The organism is Enterococcus salsurae (assembly GCF_054784955.1).
Window position 1 is genome coordinate 387,944 of record NZ_BAAHWY010000003.1, and the last position, 23,846, is coordinate 411,789.

At 42.3% G+C, this 23,846-nt stretch carries 24 protein-coding genes; 19 read left to right on the forward strand and 5 right to left on the reverse strand.

Going from position 1 to position 23,846, the window contains the following annotated elements; genetic code table 11:
• Positions 1-465: 465 nt before the first annotated feature.
• The 10 genes from ACYVRS_RS10010 (at position 466) to holA (ending at position 10,783) form a co-directional block, all read left to right on the forward strand.
• Positions 466-1,098 (forward strand): 3D domain-containing protein, encoded by a 633-nt coding sequence (locus ACYVRS_RS10010; RefSeq protein ID WP_461203279.1) that lies wholly within the window; start codon positions 466-468, stop codon positions 1,096-1,098.
• A 132-nt stretch (positions 1,099-1,230) separates the two neighbouring features.
• Positions 1,231-1,896: a 2,3-bisphosphoglycerate-dependent phosphoglycerate mutase gene (locus tag ACYVRS_RS10015; protein WP_461203280.1), complete on the forward strand. Its 666-nt coding sequence runs from the start codon at positions 1,231-1,233 to the stop codon at positions 1,894-1,896.
• 102 nt (positions 1,897-1,998) lie between these two features.
• A complete protein-coding gene (locus ACYVRS_RS10020) occupies positions 1,999-2,265 on the forward strand; it encodes an ACT domain-containing protein (protein ID WP_054116810.1) in 267 nt (88 codons plus the stop codon).
• A gap of 9 nt (positions 2,266-2,274) precedes the next feature.
• Positions 2,275-3,624: a PFL family protein gene (locus ACYVRS_RS10025; RefSeq protein ID WP_054116811.1), complete on the forward strand. Its 1,350-nt coding sequence runs from the start codon at positions 2,275-2,277 to the stop codon at positions 3,622-3,624.
• Positions 3,625-3,800: 176 nt separating this feature from the next.
• A complete protein-coding gene (locus ACYVRS_RS10030; RefSeq protein WP_461203282.1) occupies positions 3,801-5,360 on the forward strand; it encodes a TPM domain-containing protein in 1,560 nt (519 codons plus the stop codon).
• A 220-nt stretch (positions 5,361-5,580) separates the two neighbouring features.
• Entirely contained in the window at positions 5,581-6,198 is a 618-nt protein-coding gene (locus ACYVRS_RS10035) for an HAD-IA family hydrolase (protein ID WP_312497842.1), read from the forward strand.
• A 64-nt stretch (positions 6,199-6,262) separates the two neighbouring features.
• Entirely contained in the window at positions 6,263-6,904 is a 642-nt protein-coding gene (locus tag ACYVRS_RS10040; RefSeq protein WP_461203283.1) for a helix-hairpin-helix domain-containing protein, read from the forward strand.
• 103 nt (positions 6,905-7,007) lie between these two features.
• Entirely contained in the window at positions 7,008-7,508 is a 501-nt protein-coding gene (locus ACYVRS_RS10045; RefSeq protein WP_312497844.1) for a ComE operon protein 2, read from the forward strand.
• A complete protein-coding gene (locus ACYVRS_RS10050; protein WP_461203284.1) occupies positions 7,477-9,732 on the forward strand; it encodes a DNA internalization-related competence protein ComEC/Rec2 in 2,256 nt (751 codons plus the stop codon). Before ACYVRS_RS10045 ends, ACYVRS_RS10050 begins: the two co-directional genes overlap by 32 nt.
• A gap of 25 nt (positions 9,733-9,757) precedes the next feature.
• Positions 9,758-10,783: a DNA polymerase III subunit delta gene (gene holA, locus ACYVRS_RS10055; protein ID WP_313537883.1), complete on the forward strand. Its 1,026-nt coding sequence runs from the start codon at positions 9,758-9,760 to the stop codon at positions 10,781-10,783.
• A 47-nt stretch (positions 10,784-10,830) separates the two neighbouring features.
• On the opposite strand, the gene rpsT is transcribed toward holA, so the two are convergent.
• A complete protein-coding gene (rpsT, locus tag ACYVRS_RS10060) occupies positions 10,831-11,085 on the reverse strand; it encodes a 30S ribosomal protein S20 (RefSeq protein WP_054116817.1) in 255 nt (84 codons plus the stop codon).
• Between the two features lie 237 nt (positions 11,086-11,322).
• Between rpsT and ACYVRS_RS10065 the strand changes: the two genes are divergently transcribed.
• Positions 11,323-12,378 (forward strand): inorganic phosphate transporter, encoded by a 1,056-nt coding sequence (locus ACYVRS_RS10065; RefSeq protein WP_313537867.1) that lies wholly within the window; start codon positions 11,323-11,325, stop codon positions 12,376-12,378.
• Between the two features lie 13 nt (positions 12,379-12,391).
• Complete coding sequence (locus ACYVRS_RS10070) at positions 12,392-13,015, forward strand: DUF47 domain-containing protein (RefSeq protein WP_312541561.1); 624 nt, start codon at positions 12,392-12,394, stop codon at positions 13,013-13,015.
• Positions 13,016-13,051: 36 nt separating this feature from the next.
• On the opposite strand, the gene ACYVRS_RS10075 is transcribed toward ACYVRS_RS10070, so the two are convergent.
• The 3 genes from ACYVRS_RS10075 to ACYVRS_RS10085 form a co-directional block, all read right to left on the reverse strand.
• Complete coding sequence (locus ACYVRS_RS10075) at positions 13,052-13,885, reverse strand: undecaprenyl-diphosphate phosphatase (protein WP_054116820.1); 834 nt, start codon at positions 13,883-13,885, stop codon at positions 13,052-13,054.
• Positions 13,886-14,014: 129 nt separating this feature from the next.
• Positions 14,015-14,719 (reverse strand): histidine phosphatase family protein, encoded by a 705-nt coding sequence (locus ACYVRS_RS10080; protein ID WP_312497849.1) that lies wholly within the window; start codon positions 14,717-14,719, stop codon positions 14,015-14,017.
• Between the two features lie 28 nt (positions 14,720-14,747).
• Complete coding sequence (locus ACYVRS_RS10085) at positions 14,748-15,368, reverse strand: MBL fold metallo-hydrolase (protein ID WP_054116822.1); 621 nt, start codon at positions 15,366-15,368, stop codon at positions 14,748-14,750.
• Positions 15,369-15,754: 386 nt separating this feature from the next.
• Between ACYVRS_RS10085 and ACYVRS_RS10090 the strand changes: the two genes are divergently transcribed.
• Positions 15,755-16,288 carry a hypothetical protein gene (locus ACYVRS_RS10090; RefSeq protein ID WP_312541565.1) on the forward strand — a complete coding sequence of 178 codons (534 nt, stop codon included), beginning with the start codon at positions 15,755-15,757 and terminating at the stop codon, positions 16,286-16,288.
• Between the two features lie 167 nt (positions 16,289-16,455).
• On the forward strand, positions 16,456-18,885 hold the full coding sequence (locus ACYVRS_RS10095; RefSeq protein WP_461203285.1) for an ATP-dependent DNA helicase: 2,430 nt from the start codon (positions 16,456-16,458) through the stop codon (positions 18,883-18,885).
• Between the two features lie 55 nt (positions 18,886-18,940).
• Here ACYVRS_RS10095 and ACYVRS_RS10100 read toward each other — a convergent pair whose 3' ends face one another.
• Positions 18,941-19,432, reverse strand: coding sequence for a YajQ family cyclic di-GMP-binding protein (locus ACYVRS_RS10100; protein WP_054116825.1), 492 nt, complete (start codon positions 19,430-19,432; stop codon positions 18,941-18,943).
• Between the two features lie 154 nt (positions 19,433-19,586).
• Here ACYVRS_RS10100 and ACYVRS_RS10105 point away from each other — a divergent pair, with 154 nt between their 5' ends.
• From ACYVRS_RS10105 to ACYVRS_RS10125, 5 genes are all read left to right on the forward strand, one after another.
• The gene (locus tag ACYVRS_RS10105; RefSeq protein ID WP_461203286.1) at positions 19,587-20,522 is read left to right on the forward strand and encodes a YitT family protein; all 936 of its coding nucleotides are present in this window, start codon (positions 19,587-19,589) and stop codon (positions 20,520-20,522) included.
• A gap of 73 nt (positions 20,523-20,595) precedes the next feature.
• Positions 20,596-20,925 carry a metal-sulfur cluster assembly factor gene (locus tag ACYVRS_RS10110; RefSeq protein ID WP_054116827.1) on the forward strand — a complete coding sequence of 110 codons (330 nt, stop codon included), beginning with the start codon at positions 20,596-20,598 and terminating at the stop codon, positions 20,923-20,925.
• Positions 20,926-21,563: 638 nt separating this feature from the next.
• Positions 21,564-22,505 carry a dihydroorotate oxidase gene (locus tag ACYVRS_RS10115; protein WP_461203287.1) on the forward strand — a complete coding sequence of 314 codons (942 nt, stop codon included), beginning with the start codon at positions 21,564-21,566 and terminating at the stop codon, positions 22,503-22,505.
• 72 nt (positions 22,506-22,577) lie between these two features.
• Positions 22,578-23,054 carry a GNAT family N-acetyltransferase gene (locus ACYVRS_RS10120; RefSeq protein ID WP_461203295.1) on the forward strand — a complete coding sequence of 159 codons (477 nt, stop codon included), beginning with the start codon at positions 22,578-22,580 and terminating at the stop codon, positions 23,052-23,054.
• Between the two features lie 85 nt (positions 23,055-23,139).
• Positions 23,140-23,325, forward strand: coding sequence for a hypothetical protein (locus ACYVRS_RS10125; RefSeq protein WP_054116830.1), 186 nt, complete (start codon positions 23,140-23,142; stop codon positions 23,323-23,325).
• Positions 23,326-23,846: the final 521 nt, after the last annotated feature.

A 23,846-nucleotide genomic window follows, 5' to 3' on the forward strand; every position in this document is an offset into this window, starting at 1 on the left:
TGTAAACATGCAGTTTAAAATTTAAAAATGTATAAAAATACATATAAGTAATAAGACATATCATAGCATAAACACATGCTAAGTCAATAAGCTTCAATGAAAAAAGCAAAAAAAATTTCCATTGCTTTTTTCATTTATTCACCTTTTTAATAAAACTGACATATTGTTACATCGTTGTCATTCTTGATTGAGCTAATCGGTTACATGTGGGCTTTTTCCATGATTTCTCATAAAAAAATAGAGGTTGCTGCTTGCATTGTTACAGGCAATGAAGAAGAGAATTTTGGTTTTTTGCTGATATAACAGTGTTTGAACAAAATAATCCCCATTTTTAAAAGGTTGTTTAATGAATCATACCGAAGTGAAATATTTCGTCACAAGATTGTTACCAAAAAATTCTGGTGTGCTGTTATGATTGTTCAAGTCGTTACGACGAAACTTACATAGAGCGAGGGAATTACACATATGAAAACAATCAAATCTTTATTACTTACAACGGCGGCTGTTGCAAGCTTGGCAGCTATGAGCACGACCGCACATGCAGATGAAGTCAAACACGTAGTGACATCGGATGATACCTTAACGGCTTTATCACTAAAATATTTTGGCGATCTTGATCATGTAGCAACGATTGCAAATCAAAACGATTTAGATGATCCAAATATGATTTATGATGGCACAACATTGGTGATCGATACAGATGCCAAAGTGGAAACATCAACAAAAACTGCATCTAGTAAAGAAGCTTCAACATCAACTGAAGATACCACTTCAACTGAAGTAACGGACGCAAGCGATTATTCAGGTACAACTTTAACGATGGAATCAACAGCTTACAGCTCAGATCCGGCAGATACATTGGGGGGCGGTACAGTGACAGCAACTGGCCAAAACCTATTAGAAAATCCGATGGCAGTAGCAGTGGATCCTTCAGTCATTCCATTAGGAACTAGATTGTATGTTGAAGGTTACGGCGAAGCGATTGCGAGTGATACTGGCGGTGCAATCAAAGGCAATATCATCGATGTTCATTTCCCAACCAATTCCCAAGCAGAGCAATGGGGACGACGTACCGTCAAAGTAACGATTTTAGATTAATCTTTGTGTCAAAACTGTACGTCATCGGCGTGCAGTTTTTTTGTGTATCAGACAGGATGCACAGCACGTCTAAACAGACTTATTGTTGATTTCTTGCGATAATAGGAACGAATGTAAAAGGGAGGCGTTTAGATGAAAGTTGTATTGATTCGCCATGGTGAAAGTGAAGCAAATTTTGCGAATTACTGGACGGGCTGGTTAGATGTGCCATTGACCGAAAGAGGACAGCAGCAAGCATGGCAAGCAGGCTTAGCGATTAAAAGTAGAGGGATTCAATTTGATTATGCATTTACCTCCATGTTGCAGCGGACATTGACAACCTGCAATGCGGTGTTAGAAGCCACCGATCAATTGTGGGTCCCTGTCATGAAAACCTGGCGTTTGAATGAGCGGCATTATGGTCGATTGGTTGGGGTCAACAAAGATGACATGATCTCGCAGTTCGGGGAAGCACAAGTCCAGCGTTGGCGTCGTGGCTACAAAGAACCGCCCTTGTACGTGGAAACCAATGATTTTGATCGTCGTTACGATCATTTGGATCAGCGATTGGTACCTAAAGGAGAAAATCTCGAGATGGTGGTGGCACGGGTCGTTCCGTTTTGGCTAGATGAAGTGGTTCCCCTGATCGCTGAGGGCAAGAACGTGTTGATCACGGGACATGGCAATAGTTTACGGGCGTTGGTCAAGTATGTAGAAAATGTGCCTGAGGATGCGATGGATACGATCAAGATCCCTAATGCCCAACCAATCATCTACGAATTCGATGCAGCAATGAACTTGATCGAACGGGTAGAATGACGAACAATGTTTGACTATAACCGTGATTTCGTCTGAGCAATCATCGAAATTGCGGTTTTCTTGTGCTATAATAAGAAAAATTTATGGAAAGGCGGTTGTAAGATGAAAGCAGTATTGACCGTTATTGGCAAAGATAAGGTAGGCATCATCGCAGGAGTGAGTCAAAAATTGGCGGCATTGGATATCAATATTTTAGATGTATCACAAACGATCATGGAGGACTATTTTACGATGATGATGCTTCTGGCATTGGATCCAACGAGTGATTTTGATGGTATCCGGGAAGAACTCCATCAACTTGGACAATCTTTAGGTGTCAAAATCAGCATTCAAAATCAAGAGATTTTCGATACGATGCATAAACTTTAGGAGGCCGAAATGGAAACTAGTCAAATACTTGAAACCATTCGTATGGTTGAAGAAGAAAATTTAGATATTCGAACGATTACGATGGGGATTTCCTTGTTGGATTGTATTGATGCGGATATCGAGAATACTTGTCAGAAGATTTATCAGAAAATTACTACAAAAGCCAAAGACTTGGTTCAAGTGGGTGAAGACATCGAAAGTGAATATGGGATCCCGATCATCAATAAGCGGATCTCCGTGACACCCATCGCTATCGTGGCTTCTGCTTGTCATGCGACACCTGCAGATTGCGTGAAGATCGCCAAAACGTTGGATCGCGCGGCACAAACCGTTGGTGTCAATTTTATCGGTGGCTATAGCGCTTTGGTTGAAAAGGGCTATCAAGGTGCTGATTTGGCATTGATTGAATCGATCCCGCAAGCCTTGGCTGAAACGAATTTTGTCTGTTCCTCGGTCAATATCGGTTCAACCAAAGCAGGAATCAATATGGACGCGGTTCGATTGATGGGAGAAACGGTGAAGAAAACAGCCGCTGCCTCTGATATGGGCTGTGCCAAATTGGTCGTCTTTGCCAATGCAGTGGAAGACAATCCATTTATGGCTGGCGCTTTTCATGGGGTAGGTGAAGCTGACGTTGAAATCAATGTTGGTGTCAGCGGTCCAGGTGTAGTCAAACGGGCTTTGGAAAAAGTCAAGGGTGCGTCTTTCGACGTTGTGGCGGAAACCGTCAAAAAAACAGCGTTTAAAATTACGCGGATGGGTCAGTTGGTTGGACGCGTGGCATCTGAGCGTCTGGGTGTACCATTTGGTATCGTCGATCTTTCATTGGCGCCAACCCCTGCTGTCGGCGATAGTGTAGCCTTGATCCTTGAGGAGATGGGGCTTGAATCTGTCGGCACCCATGGCACAACGGCCGCACTGGCACTGTTGAATGATGCAGTCAAGAAAGGCGGCGTTATGGCCTGTAATCATGTCGGTGGTTTATCCGGCGCATTTATTCCCGTGTCAGAAGATGCTGGGATGATCAAAGCGGTGGAAGCTGGTTTATTGAATCTAGAAAAATTAGAAGCAATGACAGCAATCTGTTCCGTCGGACTAGACATGATCGCAATTCCTGGCGACACCTCTGCTGAAACGATTGCGGCGATGATCGCAGATGAGGCAGCGATTGGCGTCATCAATCACAAGACAACAGCTGTGCGGATCATTCCTGCGAAAGACAAACAAATTGGTGATCGAATCGAGTTCGGTGGATTATTGGGTACTGCGCCTGTGATGAAAGTCAACCCAGCGAAATCGACAGACTTCATTCAACGCGGTGGTCGAATTCCAGCTCCGATCCATTCGTTTAAAAATTAGGACCTGTTCATTTTGTAAGAAGATATGATAAAGTGACCTTTAAAAGACAGACCAACATGCTGTCTTTTAAAGGTTTTTTTGGTCCTGTTGCTCGTTTTTTCATGCTTAAGGCGGATGTTTTTTCGTTTGAAATCGAATACAATGAAAAATAATACAATAATAAAAGGGGTGGTAAAATGAAGAAAATATGCCAAATTGGGATGTTGGCTTTTGTTGGGTTCATGGGGTTCTTTGTCTTTCAGCCATCCATTGCTTTTGGACAGACATTTGTCCGTGATGATGCGGGAGTTCTTTCACAAGAAACGATTGAACAAATCGATACCTTAAACAAAGAGGGGTTTCAATCATTGACCGGCGCGCCAGAATACGCAGTGATCACGATTCCTTCTTTGGATGGACAATCGATTGAGGAGCGCAACTTGGCACTGTTCAACGAGTATGGTTTAGGAAACCCAGAGGACAATAATGGATTATTGTTTCTCTTTGCGATTGATGATCGTGCATTTCGTCTAGGGTATGGCGATGGACTATCCTATGTCTTCAGTGCGCTATCGGAAGATGATTTAGTGGATGAAGATGCCAAAGACGCATTACGAGATGAAGATTATGATGCCGCGATATTGGCTGCGTCTAATCAAGTCTATCAGCACATGAAAGAAGCGGATGAAACGATTGGTTTAGGAACGATCTATCAAGATGGGAATCAACTGTTAGCAGAAAAACGAGCCCAAGAAGCAGAAGCCAACAAGCAAATGTGGTTCACTATTGGGAAAATCGTTAGTGGCGTCGTAGCCGCCACAGCAGCGGGGCTTGTTGGGTTCATCAGTTTTCGCCATCTTAAAACCAAACAGCGATTTGCAGAATACTTGCCGGTGCCAAAACATCTGCAAGAAGACATTCACTTTCAACAGAAAGAATTTTTGAAATGGGCGAGCAATAGAAAGAACTATCAACGTTACCATCAGTATCAGACAGCAAAAGATTGTCAACGTGCATTTACGCAGTATGTGACGAGTACTTACGTGCCAGCGAAATTGAGTTCGATCACTGGATTTTCGACAACAGATAACCGATTGATCCAACATGGCTTGATGAATCCTGTGATTGGTTCCTTTTTTTCAAATCTGCTGCTGAAGAAAAAAAACACCCTCAAACAATTCGGTCAGTTGATCCTTACGCAGCATGACACCTTAAAAACCTATCAAGCACAATTAGGTAGAGAAGTGTCTGAGCGGTTAGCAGATGATGATTTGTCAGATGATGTGTTACCGGAGAATTTGCCTTTAGCAGATGCATATCGGGCAGAAATAGCCAAGCAAGCCAAAGAAGAGATCAGAAGGCGAAGTGAACAAGGTCGCTACTTAGCCCAACTTGTGACGGAAAGAGCGTCCTATCCTGAGATGGTTCAAGCGGTTCCCAAAGAAGTGTCAAATGTGTTTGCAGAAGTTAAAGCTGACGCCCTGTTTCAAGTTGACTTGACGCAGATGTATCAAAAACATCCTGAACTGGCTCAAAAATTATCTTCATTTGATCCTTCTGATCGAGAAGCGGTTTTAAACAATGCTCGTCAAGAGTATGATCCTCAAGGAATGAATATGGCATTGTTCTTTGTGATGATGAATACGCATGTGTCTCATCAAGAACAAGTGATTGCGGATACACAAAGTTCCTCTAATGATTTTGGCGGTTTTAGCGGAGGAAGCAGCAGTGGTGGTGGTGTTTCCGGCAGCTGGTAAGTTTTCGAATACCGGATGAACATTCATTGATCTGTAACCTATCCCTTTGCATGTAGATTTGAGCAAATGAATGTGTTACAAGGTCGATGGCGTTTTTTCTTGTGGAGGAAATCCCTTCATAAATAAGACAAACCCATCAAAGTGTGGTAAACTTTTTTAGAGTTACAGAAAATGAATGGAAGTTTCATTCGTTTGAAAAAGTGAGAAAACGAGGGATATCATGTACCAATCTTACATATGGGATTTTGATGGAACACTTTATGACAGCTACCCAATCATGTTGAAAGCTTTTATTCAGACATTGAAAGAGTATGGATTCGATCCAGATCCAGCGGAGATTTACTATATTTTGAAAGATTCATCTTCCAAAAAAGTTGCTGAAAAATACAACTTGGATTTCCAAGAATTCACTAAAAAATTCAAAGCCAATGAAGCACTAGATGATCGTCTGCCTCTTTCTTTCGATGGGACAAAAGAGACATTGGAGGCTGTCGTTACTGCTGGTGGCAAGAACTACATTTTGACCCACCGTGATGTCATCTCAACGAAAGAATTATTAGAAAAAGAGCAGCTGGCGCACTTGATTGTTGAGATCGTTGGTCCAGAAAACAACTTTCCCCGCAAACCTGATCCAACTTCCTTGCTTTATCTTGTCGAAAAGTATCAACTAGACAAAGATCAGACTGTCATGATCGGCGATCGCACGATGGATGTTTTTGCAGGGCAAGGTGCAGGCGTCAAAACAATTTTTTATGACATAGAAGGCATTTTAAAAGAAGTATCCGCTGACCATACCGTCCAATCGATGGCTGAAATACAGCAAATCATTAAGTCTTGAGAAATCAAGGCTTTTTTTCTGTCATTGATTCCTTTTTGCGTATTTCATCTATGAGGTGGTGAAAATGGATCAATGGAAAATGTTTAAAGACTACTGGCGGATGATACTTGCGGGTGCTGTTCTGCTGGTTTTGCTGATTATTTGGTTCGCACCTTTCTCGCAAGACCAAGGAACGAACTGGCATTACATGACGGATGCTGCTGGTCAATCCTCTGAAATGGTAGCGGGAGAGAAAAACCTAGAAGACAGTTCTCAAGCCGAGAGTAACTTGATTGTGATTGATATCAAAGGACAAGTGCGCCAGCCGGGCATCTATCGATTAAAAACAGGTGCCCGGATGTATGAGCTGATCGAACAGGCTGGGGGGTTAACAGAAGACGCGTTAGAAACTGCGATAAATTTAGCTCAAGTCTTACAAGACCAGCAAATGGTATTGATCCTGCATAAAGATGAGCGCCATTTGCTGGAGCTGCCGCAACAAAGCGATGTCGCTCATGACGACACTGCCAATGCATTGATCGACTTAAATCAAGCAGATGCAAGTCAGTTACAAACTTTACCAGGCATTGGCGCAAAGAAGGCGGAGGCGATCATCCAATATCGGGAAGAACATGGTTTCTTTAAAACAATCGATGAGATCACTAAAGTCACAGGTATCGGCGACAAAACCTTTGAGGCTTTAAAAGAATTGCTCACTGTAGGTTGAAACAGCTATGCATCATCTAATTAATAGACCACCAAGAAATGACGGTTGAAAAAAGCAAAAAAACAATTAGAATAGAAGTAATCGAATATAAAGGAGTAACTACATGCAGACAAATCGAATTCCCTGGGACCAATACTTTATGGCGCAAGCAGTCCTATTGTCATTACGCAGTACTTGTTCAAGATTAGAGGTCGGCGCAACGCTTGTGAAAGACCGCCGCATTATTGCGGGTGGTTATAACGGCTCTGTCAGCGGCGATGTTCATTGTATCGACGAAGGCTGCCATGTTGTAGACAATCACTGTATCCGCACGATCCATGCTGAGATGAATGCATTACTGCAATGTGCCAAATTAGGTGTATCTACAGATGGGGCGGAGATTTATGTCACCCATTTTCCTTGTTTGCCTTGCACAAAAGCAATTTTGCAAGCGGGAGTCAAAAGGATCCATTACTTGAATGATTACCGTAATGATCCCTATGCGATGGAATTGATTCAACAAGTTGGTGCTACCGTCCACCAAGTTGTGCTCGATCCTATCTATTTTGAAAAGCTGTCTTTCGGCGTATTGAATGATCCGACTGTTCAACACACAGCAGAATGATTCTTATCTTTTTCTTGGGGTGATCTTGGCGTTGGGAACGACGGCTTATCTAGTACAGTCTGTCTGTCTCGCTTTGCTCACTGTTTATTATTTCATGATGCTTGTCTGGAGAAGACAAGCTTTTTTGTGTGTGGTGGTATTGTGCTGCTGCGTAGTGATTGCAGCTCGTATATACTGGACACAGACGCCAACAGTTGCTGAAGGCTCCTTTAGCGGCTCTCTCAGCGTTCGATCGGATACGATCAAAATCAATGGGGATTTGGTCACGTTTGAAGGGAAAATGGCTTTAGGCAAAGTTATGGTGCGGTTGCAAGTCCAAACGGAAGCCGAAAAAGAACAGTGGCAAAGACGTCAAGATTGGCAGGGCACGATCACTGGCGATGGGCGGCTGGTTCATCCCCAAGGTGCAAGTAATAAGCATGGGTTCGATTACGCTGCTTATTTGGAAAATCACAACTTTGTGGGTACGATCGAACTGACAGATTGGCAGAAAAGCACAGAAGATCAGTCAGTAGTGCCTCTGAGAAAATGGCGTGCTGCTGCAATCACACATGTCCAACGTGTTTTTCCCTCGCGGATCAGTATTTATATCAATGCTTTGCTCTTTGGCTATAAGGATCATGAATTTCAGGTGTTGCGGGATTTGTTTAGCGGGAGTGGGTTATTGCATTTCTTTACGATCTCTGGCATGCATGTGGCTTTCTTCTTTCAAAAACTGACCTATATTTTTCGCCGTCTGCATTTTACACCTGAGGAAATGTGCCTGCCGGTATTATGCTGTTTAGGCGGCAGCATTGTGTTGTTTGGCGGCAGTATCAGTGTGATTCGCGCAGTATTGGTCTATATGTTGAATGCCTTGATGACCGCAAGAGCCAAATCATGGTCAGCGAGTGATCGTTATGGCATTATTTTAACGATTTTATTGATCATTGCGCCTAAATTGTTGCTGCAACTATCAGGACAGTTATGCCTGTTGATGACCTTTTTACTGCTGATGACCAATAGCCTTAGGCCGCGTTTTCATCGATTCGTCAGTGGCCAGCTGCTGACCTTGTTGGCAGGACCTATACTCGCATGTCTGTTTTTTGAGATCCCTTTGTTCGGCGGACTGGCAACCGTTTTATTTTATCCATTGATGACAACGGTCTTGCTGCCCGGTGTTTTCTTGCTTTTTGTGATGAGTTTGGTCGTTTCGTTGGCGCCTGTGATTGCTATTGCTGAAATATGTTTAGACATACTGGAAGGAACGTTGTTTCATTTACGTCATGGTTCTCTGACGATTGGCGTATTACCAGTATCAGTCGCGCTGCTCTGTACGATTGTAGGTGTGATTTGTTATCAACAAAGAAAAGTGCTTTTGCTCCTAGTGGTCACGATTTTGGTGCCCATTGGGTATCAGAAATGGCAGGTTGTACCCACGATTTCTTTTGTCGATGTCGGGCAAGGAGATAGTATCGTGATTCAGGAAAAAAGAAATCGCGGGGTCTATGTCATCGATACTGGTGGCACGTTGGGCTTTGAAAGACAGGCCTGGCAACAGCGTTCCTATCAATCCGGGGCTGCGTACTCATTGGTGCCTTTTTTGAAAGGTGAAGGCATCAATGAAATCACCGGTCTGTTTTTGACCCATGGGGATACCGATCATATCGGAGATGCGTTATTTCTGATGCAGTCGATCCCTGTTAGGACATTATATTTGGTACCAGGCAGTCAAGAAGATCCACGGATCGCTGCGTTGTTGAAAGATATGCCTGCGTCTACAGAAGTGATATGGACAGAGATCGGACAAAGAATTGGGAACGAGCAGTCCCTGCATGTGTTGGCACCAACCTATGGCGAAGGACAAAATGAAGACTCTCTCGTCTTGCAAGCACATCTTGGCTCACATTCATTTTTATTCACCGGTGATTTAGATCAAGCAGGTGAACTTGACCTGTTGGCACACTATCCAGCGTTACAGGTGGACGTGTTGAAATTGGGGCATCATGGCAGTCGGACATCAACAGCAGAGGCTTTTATCGAGGGCTTGTCACCCCGCTATGGCATCGTTTCTTGCGGCCGCAACAATCGATATGGTCATCCCCATCAAGAAGTTCTGGATCGACTGATGGGTTCTGCAGTCCTAAGAACGGATCATCATGGAATGATCCAATTTAGCTGGTCAGAAAACAAACAGCAGCTGACCTTGCAGACTTGGCTAGACGAAGACAATCAGGAATGGTAGGATAGTGATGAAAGTGGGGATCGCAATGGATTTACAAAAAGCACTGCAAACAATTCGTACCGATACATTGAAACCCATTTACTTGGTGGTCGGCAGCGAAACTTTTTTACAAGATCAAGTCCGAGAGGCTTTTTTGACCCGTTTTTCTGTTTCAAAAGATGATTTGAATTTTGCCACATTTGATTTGGAGAAAGATGCCGTTGATTTAGTGATCCAAGAAGCACAATCCTTGCCCTTTTTTGGGGATCAACGCTTGATTTTTGTTGATCGGCCATTCTTTCTGACAGCAGAAAAGAAGAGCAATGGACCAGAACATGATTTAGAGGACTTTGTCAGCTATATCCAATCACCTGAGCCAACATCCGTTATGGTCTTGTTCCTTCTAGCAGATAAGATGGATGAGCGGAAGAAAATCACGAAACAATTGAAAAAAGCAGCAGTGGTCATCGACACTGCAGCGATGAAAGAACAAGATGTCCGTAATTATTTGCAGCAAACGATGACCAATGATGGCATCGAAATGACCCGAGAAGCTTTTGACTTGTTTTTGCGCTTAACGGATCTGCAATTGACAAAAGCAATGCAGGAATTGCAAAAATTGCGTTTATATGCCGGTGATGGCCGTAAAATCACAAAAGAGATCGTCCAAGAATTGATTCCGAAAACGTTGGAACATAATGTCTTCGAATTGACCAGTGATGTATTGAAGGGCAATGTTTCTGAGGCGCTGCGTTTATACGATGATTTACTGTTGCAAGGAGAAGAAACCATCAAAATCAATGCGATTTTGATCAGTCAAGTTCGGCTATTGCTGCAAACATCGATTTTAATGAAGGTGGGGTACCAGCAAGCCAATATTGCTCAAACCCTTGGGATCCATCCTTATCGGGTCAAATTGGCCATGCAGCAGACAAGGGGCCTTGCTGCTGAAGATTTGGCTAGATTGTATGATGAGTTGATCGAAAATGATTATCAAGTCAAAAGCGGTCAAATGGACAAGACACTTTTGTTTCAATTGTTTGTCTTGCGCCATGGAAAAAGCAGAAAATAAAAAGAAAGGTGAAGCAATCAACGATTGCTTCACCTTTCTTAATTTGCTTATTTGGCAATTTTTTTACTTAAACGAGATTTGTCGCGACTAGCTTTGTTCTTATGGATCAATCCTTTAGTCTCAGCCATATCGATTGCTTTAACAGCATCTTTATATAACGCATCTACGTTATCAGCACCAGCTTCAACAGCTTGATCAAATTTTTTGATCGCTGTACGCATTGTGCTTACTTGAGATGAATTCTTCGCATTAGCCGCTTCGCTTGTACGCGCGCGTTTGATTGCAGATTCAATGTTTGGCATGTATTTCACCTCCGAAAAAAAAGTTCAATTACGTTTGAAAAAACGTATAAATCAACACTAGTCATTATACCTAATGCGCTTGCCGATTGCAATAAAAGTTGTAAAGAAATTTTACTTAACACAAAAAAAGAGCAAATAAAATGGCTAATTCATTTGAATATCTGTCGTAAAATGTATCTTTACACATTTTTTATTGAATAGTTACAAAAAGTTTACACAACGGTGATTTTCTATGCTATGATAACTTCGGAATTTTCAAATGGAGGGTTTAATGTGAGTATCGCTTTATTTATAACGATTGTATTGTCATTGGGTGTCATTTTCGTCAATGGTTGGACAGATGCACCAAATGCCATCGCGACAGCTGTTTCTACTAGAGTTTTACGCCCAAATGTTGCGATTGGCATGGCTGTGGTCATGAACTTTTTAGGCGTCTTGGTGATGACGTATTTCAATGCCCAAGTGGCTGAAACAATCAGTAATATCGTAACATTCGATTCTGGGGGCAGTTTCCGAGTGTCACAAATCGCTTTGGCAGCAGCGCTCTTCTCGATCGTTGTCTGGACAGTGGCTGCTTGGTATTTTGGCATCCCTACTAGCGAATCACATGCCTTGATCGCTGGTCTGACAGGTGCTGCAATGGCTCTTGGTGGGTTACATGCTGTCAATGGCAATGAATGGATCAAAGTATTGATCGGTTTAGTTGTTTCAACGTTAATGGGGTTTATCGGCGGGTTTCTGATATCGAAGCTGATCGTATGGCTTTTTCGCGACACACCGAGGCGTAAAGCCAATCAAATTTTTACAGTGGGGCAAGCGTTCGCAGCTGGTGCCAATGCTTTTTTGCATGGTGCGCAAGACGGGCAGAAGTTTATGGGTGTCTTCATGTTAGGCCTATACTATAACGATATCGTCGAAAAAAGTGGCAGCGGTTTTGCAATCCCCTTATGGGTCATGGTACTGTGTTCGTTGACAATGGGTGTGGGAACATCCGTCGGCGGGATGAAAATTATTAAATCCGTTGGGATGGATATGGTCAAGTTGGAGAAATATCAAGGATTTGCAGCGGACGTAACTGCAGCAATCTGCTTGTTCCTATCTTCTGTGTTTGGGATCCCCGTTTCAACAACCCATACCAAAACAACCGCGATCATGGGTGTTGGGGCTTCTAGACGCTTTTCAAGTGTCGATTGGCGGATCGTGAAGGAAATGATCTACGCTTGGATCTTGACATTCCCAGGTTGCGGACTCATTGCATATCTGATGGTAAAAGTTTTATTGTTTATTTTGTGAGGGAGAGAAAGTAATGGCACGTAAAAAAAGTTTTGATTATTTTGCAGCGATGGAACAATTGGCAACCAATGGCCATTTAGCGGCACAACGTTTTTCTGTTCTGATCCATGATTACTCAGAAACAGCGTTAACTGAAGCAGCAGCGGAGATCCATGCATTAGAAAAAGAAGGGGACAAAGTGATCGCAGCGTTGACCAATGAATTGTACGATTCATTTATCACACCAATCGATCGGGAAGATATTTTGATTATCTCAGAGCGTTTAGATGACATCTTAGATGGCATTATGGGGTTGACTTATTTGTTCGAGAATTTGGTCATTCAGTCATTGCGCCCAGAAACCGCACGTTTTGCTGACATGATCACCCAAGCGACCCAAGGGGTTGAAACGGCATTAAAAGAATTTCCTAAGTTTAAAAATTCTAAAACATTGCGCAAGATGATCACAGATGTCAATGCAATCGAGTCAGAAGCGGACCTGTTATACTCACAAATGAAAAAGGCCTTGTTCACTGACGAAACAGATGTATTAGAAATCATTAAATGGAAAGATATCTATGATCGCTTTGAATCAATCATCAATGACACTGAAAGTGCTGTGGATATTATTGATGGCATGGTCATCAAGAACACATAAAAAAAGCTTCCAAGAAAATTTTCTTGGAAGTTTTTTTTATAGCTGTGTCAGCCAATAACCGATCAAAATCACACCAAGAACGATGCGATACCAGCCGAATACAGTAAAGTCATTGCGTTTGATATAATTCATCAAGAAACGTATCGCGATCACAGAAACGATGAATGAAACGATCGTACCTGTCAGCAGGATCACAGTTCCTTGTAAGTCAAAGGCGTTGCCGTCTTTTAGGAATTTGAAGATTTTTAAGGCGCTTGCGCCGAACATCGTAGGGATTCCTAAGAAGAAAGAGAATTCTGCAGCGACGAATCTAGAAGCGCCGATCAAGATCCCGCCGAGAATGGTCGCGCCAGAACGAGAAGTACCAGGAATGAGTGCCAGTACTTGGAACATACCCACGATCAGGGCAGCTTTGTAAGTAAATTGATTCAAATCCGTACATTTAGGGGTTTGATTTTTGTTTCTTTTTTCAACCACGATAAAGCCAATACCATAAATGATCAAAACGATCGACACTGATAAAAAGTTATAGAAATGTGCATCGAGCCAATCATCCAGTGGTAATCCGATAATCACAGATGGCAAGACTGCTACAACTACTTTGAACCATAATGTCCAAGTATTCCTTTTCTCGAGCGCATTCTTTTGGGGCGAGAAGGGATTCAGTTTATGAAAATATAAGTAAACGACGGCTAAGATCGCGCCTAACTGAATCACGACATTGAACATGGTCATGAATTCCGGTGTGACGTCCAACCCGATGAATTCATCCGCTAAGATCAAATGCCCGGTACTGCTAATAGGGAGCCATTCAGTGATTCCTTCGATAATACCAAAGAGAATTGCTTTTATGAAATTAGTAAAAAACATTGAGTCCTTCCTTTCTTAAACAAAATACAATTATCAGTATACCGTTTCTCTAGCAGAATACCAATCTTTTTCCAAAAAAAGAGCGCAGTTTTCAACAAAGAAAACTGCGCATAAAACGTGGCGATTGTCTTAAGATAATAATTCTTGTGAAAGACGAACGCCTTTCTTGATGTAGTCAGTTGAGCCTACTTCTGCAATCGAAAATGTCCCATTTTCATAGACCAGCCGTGTCACGGAACCGTTATCGATATCCATACGTACATTGTTTTCGTTGTTGATCAAGTGAAGCAAGAAAGCAATCGTTAAGCCGTGGGACACAACTAATGCATTCCCGCCGCCTTTTTTCTCGACCCGATAGGCAATATCTTCAAAACCGTTTTTGACCCGTTCGGTCAGCACATCGAAGGTTTCAGCCCAATTCGCTGTATCTGCGTGATGGATCGCGTTGGCAATCGCTTCGAAGGTGACATGATTGGCGATCATATCATCATAGTCAGGGAAATCCAAGATCCTAGGCAAGACGCCCCACATTTCAGCATCATAACCGCCTTCCAAAGACCCGAAACTCCATTCGCGAATCCGTTTATCGATATGATAAGGAATCTCTGGTCCGCGTACATGTTCTCCTAAAATCAAACGCATCGTTTCGATCGCCCGGCCGCTGTCGCTGGACACTGCTTCCGTAAACACAACATCCCGCAGGCCCAGACCCAAATAATGAATGCCTTGTTCACCAGTTCGGGTCAAAGGGGTATCGCACCATCCTTGGACTCTCTGCAGCGTATTGAACATTGTCTTGCCATGTCGTACGACATAAAGCTCTGTTTTGGTCATTGCCATTTCCTCCATTCACTATCGTCTTTTATTGATTGAAAAACGGATTGGTCCTCTTTTCGATTTCGATTGTTGTTGGTTCGCCATGGCCAGGGTATACAGCCATTTGATTTGGCAAAACAAATAATTGACTCTGAATGCTTTCAAGCAATTGTTCTAAGTTGCCAGTGGGTAAATCGGTTCGGCCAATGCTGCCTTTGAAGAGGGCGTCACCAGCAACGACAAAAGAATCAAAAATAAAGCTGACACTGCCGATGGAATGGCCAGGTGTTGGGACGACATGGAACGACAGCCCACCGATACGATAATCTTTCATTTCCAAAAGTTCTTCTGCAGGTCTGGCTGTGATGGCGCCAAGATCTGGATGACGGCCAGATAAATTTTTCTGAGGATCACTCAACCAATCTTGTTCCAGCGGACTGACGTAAACTGGAATATCATAATACGCTCGTAGTTGATCGACTGCCCCAATATGATCATAGTGGGTATGCGTCAGCAAAATGGCTTGCGGTACAGCCCCTGTTTTGTCGATCTCAGTGATCAGTCTTGCAGCTTCAGCACCTGGATCAATGATCAAAAGCGTATCTTCATGCCAGATGAGGTAACAATTCTCTTGTACTGGACCTGTGACTAAACCGATGATTTTCATATAGAACCTCCTCATATCGAATAAAAAAATAGTTCCATCTTTAGTATAGCTCAAAGTAGTCTGCGAAACAAAGAAAGGTTTTTGTGCACCTCCACTGGCATACCGATAGGGAAAAAAGCCATCCTTTTTTCGTGCAGCACATTTAGAAGAAAAATGAGCTTTAGAAAAGAAAATAAAGATTCTGTGAAAAAAACGACCTTAAACCATAATTCAGTGAGAATCATCCTCGGAAATAAAGTGGGATTCCGAAAATTTTTCTTAGAAAACCCTTTAGAAAAAAGCCGCCTGTTATACTGTAAGTGGTTTCTGATAGAAAAGGATCCTTGATCCTTCAGACAGATCTATACGGTGCGCGTGAATCTATTTGATGAAAGAAGGTGGCTTCGATGAAAAAAAGAGTGGGTATACTTTTGATGAGCAGTATCAGTCTGTTTTTGCTTGCCAGTTGTGGCGAAGAGAATCTCGCAATCAATCATTCGACTGAACCACCGGTTTCAGCAGCTTCTGGTGCTGTTGTCAATGGCGAAAGTGATTTGCTGTTAATCCAAACGGACAGCCCTTCCTTCCCGCAGAGTCAAGGCGTCTATGATTACCATGAACATGCATTGACGATCGTGAAGCAGTATTTGCCAATCGCAGATATAGAAGAGGACAGTGTGGCAGATCCGCAAACTGTGGCAGCGTATGAAAAACAGATCAATGACGATTTTGAACGGCATTTTTCACAGACATCAATCAAAATGACGGATGACCCTTATCAAATTTATCAGGCGGACTTTACAGATGCATCTTACACAATCGAAAATGATCGGTTATTGTTAAAAACAGCCGACCAAACATTTACCTTTATCTTTGATCCAGCCAGCAAACAAGCCATTGATGAAAATGGCGTCCGCTATGATATTCAAGTGGATGAATAAAGGCAGCCTGCAAAAAAAGATCGATAGAGCAGCGTTTTCCTTTTACCTTGTTTAGACAAACTGTCTGGTCAGTTTTTTAGAAGACTGTCTGCCAGGCAGTCTTTTTATTGTGTTCGCTTTTACAAAATCAAGGTTTCAGCTATAATGACAAACGAGAAGGTGAACGTGTGTATAAAGGAAAAGTTGCAGTCCGAAAAATAGTCGAATTTATCTTGCGCAGAGGAGATATCGATAGCCGCCGCGTCAGCAGCCATACCGCGCAAGAAGGTGCCCGTATTCATCGCCAATTACAAAAAGAAGCAGGGGAAGACTATCAGAAAGAAGTCTTTTTGAAGCATGAAAGCCAAGTAGGGAAAGATCGGATTACTGTCGAAGGAAGGGCGGATGGTCTTTTTTTCGATCACGAAAAAGCCTGCTGGGTGATCGATGAGATCAAAACATCTGAACCTTATTATGAAGATATCCAAGCGGATCAGATCGATCTGTTTTTTGCTCAAGGTATGGTCTATGCTTATTTGTTTTTGTTGCGGGAAAATGGCAATCCGGAAGAGGAACATCCAGAAAGCCAAGATACTATCGCTGACACGGCTGAGCTCCTTGATCAAATCGATGTACAGTTGACCTATTTTCAGACAACGGAAAAAATCATTACCCGTACCCGCAGAAGTTTCTCAATGAACGCATTGGCTTCTTTTTATGAATCGTTGTTGCAGGAGTATCATAAATGGATGATCTTTGAAGAAAATTGGCGGAGAGTCCGCAATACATCCTTGCAGTTGCTGCAATTTCCTTATGATACCTTTCGTAAAGGGCAGCGGGAATTGGCTGCTGCTGCCTACAAAACTTTGAAAACAGGGCAACGATTGTTTGCCGAAGCGCCAACTGGGACTGGGAAGACGATTTCAACGATTTTCCCAGCACTGAAAGTTTTAGGAGAAGAGGGCGGCGACCGTATTTTTTATTTGACTGCCAAAACAATCACGCGCCAAGTCGCAGAAGATGCCTTGCAGCAGTTAGCTGATACAGGAAGTGAAACCAAAAGTGTGACACTGACAGCCAAAGACAAAATCTGTTTTCTGGAGGAGCGAAACTGTACACCTGAGCATTGTCCATTTGCCGAAGGGTACTATAACCGCATCAATGAAGCATTGTGGGATCTCCTCAATCATGAAAATCAGATCACTCGTGCTGTGATCGAGGCCTATGGGCGTAAGCATACAGTCTGTCCATTTGAACTATCATTAGATGTGAGCGTGTTTTGTGATGTGATCATTGGGGATTATAATTATTTATTTGATCCGACTGTTTATTTGCGTCGCTTTTTTGAAGAACCAGAAGAAGACTATTTCTTTTTGGTGGATGAAGCCCACAATCTGGTCAACCGCTCAAAGGAAATGTATTCCGCTGCTTTGCAAAGACAACTGTTCCAAGACTTGATCAAAAAACTGCCTAAAGCGCATGGAAAATTGACACGGGCGTTCAAGAAGGTTGACAAGGATTTCAAGGAGATCGCTGCTTTAGCCAAGGAAGAAAATTGGGCCTATCATCATCAGGCGGCACCCCATGACACACTGCTGAAACATTTGCGTCCTTTGGCAGAGTTGATGCAGGAATGGTTGCCGGCCAACGAAGAAGATCCGTTGCAAGAAGAGGTCTTGCTGGCTTATTTTGATATCAATTATTACCTGAAAATCAGTGAATTTTATGATGATCACTACGAAACAACCGTCGAAATCGATGCTTACGGGATGCAAATCAAACAATTTTGTATCGAACCCGCGCCTTTTTTGGGCAATGTATTAGACAAAGGTAAAGGCAGTCTGTTGTTTTCAGCAAGCTTCTCGCCTTTGTCTTATTATCAAGAAGTCCTCGGGGGCGGAAAAGAGGCATTACGCTATCGTTTACCAAGTCCTTTCCCGCCGGAAAAGCAAAAAATAGTTGTTGCCGACTATATCCAAACAACTTATCACCAAAGAACTGCCAGTATGCCATTGATCGTGGATGCAATCCAGCGGATGGTGGCAGCGAAGACTGGCAACTATATGGTCTTTTTTCCTTCTTATCGATATCTGGACGATGTCGCTGCACTGTTTTCCAACCAGTATCCTGATATCGATTTGTTGATACAGGGAACCGCCATGAATGAACCTGAACGGGAAGCCTTTTTGGCACGGTTTACCCCTGGTGGTCAAAACAAAGCAGGCGATGTCCAGCAGTCGCTGGTTGCGTTTTGTGTATTAGGAGGGATTTTTTCTGAAGGGATCGATTTGAAAGGGGAGCGGTTGATCGGTACGGCCATCGTTGGTGTAGGTTTGCCGCAACTCAATCATGAGCAGGAATTGATCCGCAGTTATTACGACCAAAAAAATCACGCTGGATTTTCCTATGCCTATCAATTGCCGGGCATGAATAAAGTGCTGCAAGCTGCCGGACGGGTGATTCGGGATACCGCGGATACTGGCGTGGTACTGCTTCTGGATCAACGGTTTCAGACGCCTGTCTATCGATCTTTGCTGCCTTTGCATTGGCAACATGCACAACATGTCCGCAGCCCTGAGGCAATCAGCCAGCAACTAGAGGCATTTTGGCATCAATAAAACAAAATTAGGCGCTATCCAGACCAACGTGACCTGGATAGCGCCTGTTTATTGCTTACCGATAATTTGTAAATTGCAGATCGATCGTCAAAGGCAGTTTCCGTAAAAGTTGCATGACTTCTTGCAAGTCATCGCGGCTTTTCCCAGTGACGCGGATTTGATTGTCTTGAATCTGTGTTTTGACTTTCAATTTTGCATTTTTGATGGCAGTCGTGATTTTTTTGGCTTGTTCTTTGTCGATACCATTGATCAGTTCAGCCGTTTGCCGAGCTTTCGCTCCTAGGGCATGTTCGGTTTCTGAAAACTGGATATTTTTTGTGGGGACACTGCGCTTGATCAATTTTGCGAACAAGACATCTTTGATTTGTTCAACTTTGAAATCATCATCGCCGACCACGGTCATTTTGCTGCCGTCCATTTTGATCTCAACGGTTGATCCTTTGAAATCAAAGCGATTCTTTAATTCTTTTTCAGCTTGTTGAATGGCGTTTTTGACTTCTTCTGTATTGATCTCTGATACGATATCAAAGCTTGCTTCTTTGGCCATTATTCATCCTCCTCATTAAAGGTTTGTCTTCATTCTACCATGTTCAAAAAGATTCAGGGAATCAAAAGTAAAATTTTGCAAATAATTGTTTCAATTTTTGACACAAACTGCTATTCTTTGGAAGGAGATTTTTTAGTGAAGGAGCTAACTGTGAGTGAGTAATTTAATAACGAAACATCAACAATCTGAACAATTAAAGAAAATAGGCGTCATCTTGCTTTCGGGTATTACAGCCGCCATTGCCTTGAACTTCTTTTTGATCCCAGCGCAAGTATTGTCAGCTGGCATGAATGGGGTGGCGCAATTGATCGTCGCTTTGGCGTGGAGTCATCTAGGGATTCGCTTAAGTACTGGTTTATTCATTTTTATCTTGAATCTGCCGATTTTTGTTTTGGGCTTTATTAAGCTCGGCAAATCATCGACATTGCTGAGTTTCATCAACGTTGTCGTTGTTTCACTATTGACGATGATCCTTCCTCAAGGGGCGATCACGGACAGTATTTTGGTCAATGCGTTGATTGGCGGCGTCTTACTAGGTGTTGGCGTGGCCTTCTCGTTGAAAATGGGGTTCACGACAGGCGGCATGGATATCCTTTCCCTGATCTTGTCGAAAACCACTGGTAAAACTGTGGGTAAATATATGTTTATCCTAAATGGAATCATTGTAATGGTTTCTGGTTTCGTTTTTTCATGGGAAAGTGCCTTATATACGATTATTTCAATTTTTGCGATGAGCTATGTCGTTGATATGCTCCACACCAGTCACCAAAAAGTGACAGCGATGATCATTACTACGAATGCCGAAGCAGTAGGCAAAAATATTTCGAAGCACATTTTTCGCGGCATGACATTGTTTCCTTCTGTCGGCGGCTATTCTGGTGTTCCCGGCAATATGATCATGATGGTGGTCACCCGCTATGAGATGTACGACTTAGAACAAGCGGTGTTAGAAGCAGATGGCAATGCCTTTATCAATTTCGTGCCGACGCAATCGATCACTGGCCGATTTGCGACAGATGATGAACAACGCACATTCAAAACCACCGGTGTCTTTCCTGAGCTGAAGATCCACAAAAAGACCCGACCTTGATCATGGATTCTCCATTTACAAACGGCACAAAAGAAGGTATGATTTGTTACAAGAAATAAGGAGGTCACCAGCTATGGCATATACAGAAACAGAAGTAGAAGCAATCAAAGAGCGTGTGCTCGCTGCATTGGAAACCGTGATCGACCCAGAGCTAGGGATTGATATCGTCAATTTAGGTTTGGTTTATGAGGTAGAATTCGATGGAGAATCAGGTCATACAGTCATTAAAATGACATTGACAACGATGGGCTGCCCGTTGGCAGATGTCTTGACTGAATCCATCCACGAAGCTTTAGCTGATGTGCCAGAAGTCAGCAATCCAGAAGTCAAATTAGTTTGGTATCCAGCGTGGACGACCGATAAAATGAGTCGTTATGCCCGGATTGCGTTGGGGATTAGGTAGGAACTTTTTGCTGTTCTCACAAGATAGATGATATAGATCAAATAATAAAGTACGCACCCTTTCATTCACTGTTCAACAATGGATGGAAGGTTTTTTTGTATACAAACACGTGGTAAAAATAATGCACAATAGAAGAGAATATTTTGTTTACCTGATTATCTACTTACAGATTATTCGATGGAATATAAAAGAAGTGTCGTGTATGCATGTTTTCTCAGCAGTATTTGTATTTGTGTTTATTGTGATCATCCTATATAAAATTGTGGAATTTTTGAGAAACGAAGCGGCAGCAGAAATTTCTGTTCCTGCTCGATTAGTCGATAAAAGCATGCGTGCCAGTAATGACATGAATGCGAATGGATTTGCTAGCCAAAGCATCACATATTATTTATGATTTGAATTGGACAACGGTGAAAGATTGGAATTAACTGTCGGAGACGGAAAATATACCTTATATGTAATTGGTGATACTGGACTTTTGAGATACCAGCGTAAAAGGTTCAACTCTTTGGTTAGATAAGCTTCTTTCAGCCAAACACGAATATTCCCGCAAATACTCAGGTGGAATCTACTTCATTCCCATTGATTTTTCCATTGCCTACAGGTAAACTATTTGAAAAGATTGGGGGATCGTATCCATGTTAACAACGAATTTCGGGCCTTACACGTATCAAAATCCTTTCATGAATGCCTCTGGTGTTCATTGTATGACGATTGAAGAAATGGAAGAACTGGCAGATTCGCAAGCTGGATCATTTGTGACCAAAAGTGCGACTGTCGCATCGAGAGAAGGCAATCCAGAACCACGCTATATCGATTTAGCTATAGGGAGTATCAACTCGATGGGATTGCCAAACCGTGGTTTGGATTATTATCTCGACTATGCAATCAAAAAACAAGCTGAGATGCCGCAAGCATCACCTTTCTTTTTTTCAGTCGCAGCGATGAATGTCGAGGAAAACATTACCTTATTGAAGAAAATCCAAAGCAGTGCTTTTGAAGGAATCACTGAATTGAATCTTTCTTGCCCGAATGTACCGGGGAAACCGCAAGTTGCGTATGATTTTGAGTTGACTGCCTCTATTTTGAAGAATGTCTTTTCATTCTTTACGAAACCATTGGGTGTAAAACTCCCGCCGTATTTTGACTTAGCGCACTTCGATCAAATGGCAGATATCTTGAATCAATTTCCATTAATGTATGTCAATTCAGTCAATAGTGTCGGTAATGCATTGTTTATTGATCCAGATACAGATACAGTTGTCATTAAACCGAAAGATGGCTTTGGCGGATTAGGTGGTGCTTATATCAAACCGACAGCTTTAGCCAATGTGCGCGCTTTTTATACACGGCTGAAGCCTGAAATCAATATCATCGGCACGGGTGGGATTTTAACGGGACAAGATGCCTATGAGCATTTGTTGTGTGGTGCCAGTATGCTGCAAGTCGGCACACAACTTCACAAGGAAGGGCCAGCTATTTTTGCGCGCTTGAACCAGGAACTATCGGCTATTATGAAAGCAAAAGGGTACCAACATATTTCCGATTTTCGAGGAAAGCTGCAATCAATCACTGACTGATAAAAAGCTAGAGAAAGAAGGATCGCATTGTTTGAATTGCATAAAGCAACGATTGATGATTTGCCGGCATTGATGGAGTTGATTGATCAAGGTATTGCTGCATTGGCTGCTCAAGGATCACCACAATGGCAAAATGGATATGGACCGAGTGAGGATAAAATCAGAGCTGATATTCTAAAAAAAGAAAGCTATCTCCTAAAATCAGAAGACACAATTGCAGCGGCAGCAGCATTGGTTTCGGGTACTGACCCAGTATATACAGCGATTGATGGCAAGTGGCTAGGAGAGGGGCCTTATTTATCCATTCATCGTGTGGTCGTTGATCCACGATTCAAAGGCCAACGCTTGAGTGCAAAGCTTTTGCACGCTTTAGAAGAAGTTGCACGAAACGAAGGGATTTTTGATCTGAGAATCGATACCTATCAAGCCAATACGGCCATGCAGCGAAATATCACCACAGCAGGCTACACATTTTGCGGTCATATCGAGTTTCCCATCCCAGATGGCGCACGCCTTGCCTATCAAAAATTGCTCTCAACTGCCCATTAGGGTAAAAAAATTTTCATAAAGCACCATTTATAGTTGTCAGAAGCTGGATGACTTGCTAAGATAAGCACGTAAAGGACGGTGCCGAATGAAAAAAAGAATCAAAAAGAAAAAAGCCTACAAAAAATATATCCAAGATATTTTTACTGGATATGAAGACATGTTGGAAAATCCAGAACTAAGCGAAAAAAAATTCGTCTATCTAAAAGAAGAAACGATTTTAAAACGTGATGAAAACAATCAGATCCGTTTTAGAACGATCGACATTGACTAAACTACCTTGATGGTAGTTTTTTTTCTTTCATTTGGACTGAAAGAAATTTCAGAAAAAAGCTTGCTCTTTCATGTTAGGAGTGGTAAAGTAAACAACGTTGGCAAAACGCCAGCAGGTCAAAATATACTTTTCAAAAAACATTGAAAAAGTGCTTGACCAAATCTGAAACAGATGATATTATAACTGAGTCGCAAAAATAAATTGATTGATCGTTGTTGATATGACAATAAATTAATTAAAAAAAGTTGTTGACAAATAACAAATCATTTGTTATTATGATTAAGTTGCTAAGGCAGCCGACACGTTGTTGCAAAACAACGAGCGAAAAAAACTTTTATAAAAAGTGTTGACAATCACTTGTCACTCTGATATGATATAAAAGTTGCTAACGCAACACTGTAGACCTTTGAAAACTGAACAAAGCAAGCAAACGAACCAATGTGTAGGACGCTTCATTTTATGAAGCAAATACATGCAAGCAATAGCTAGCAAAGTTTTAATTTTATGAGCTTAACGATCCT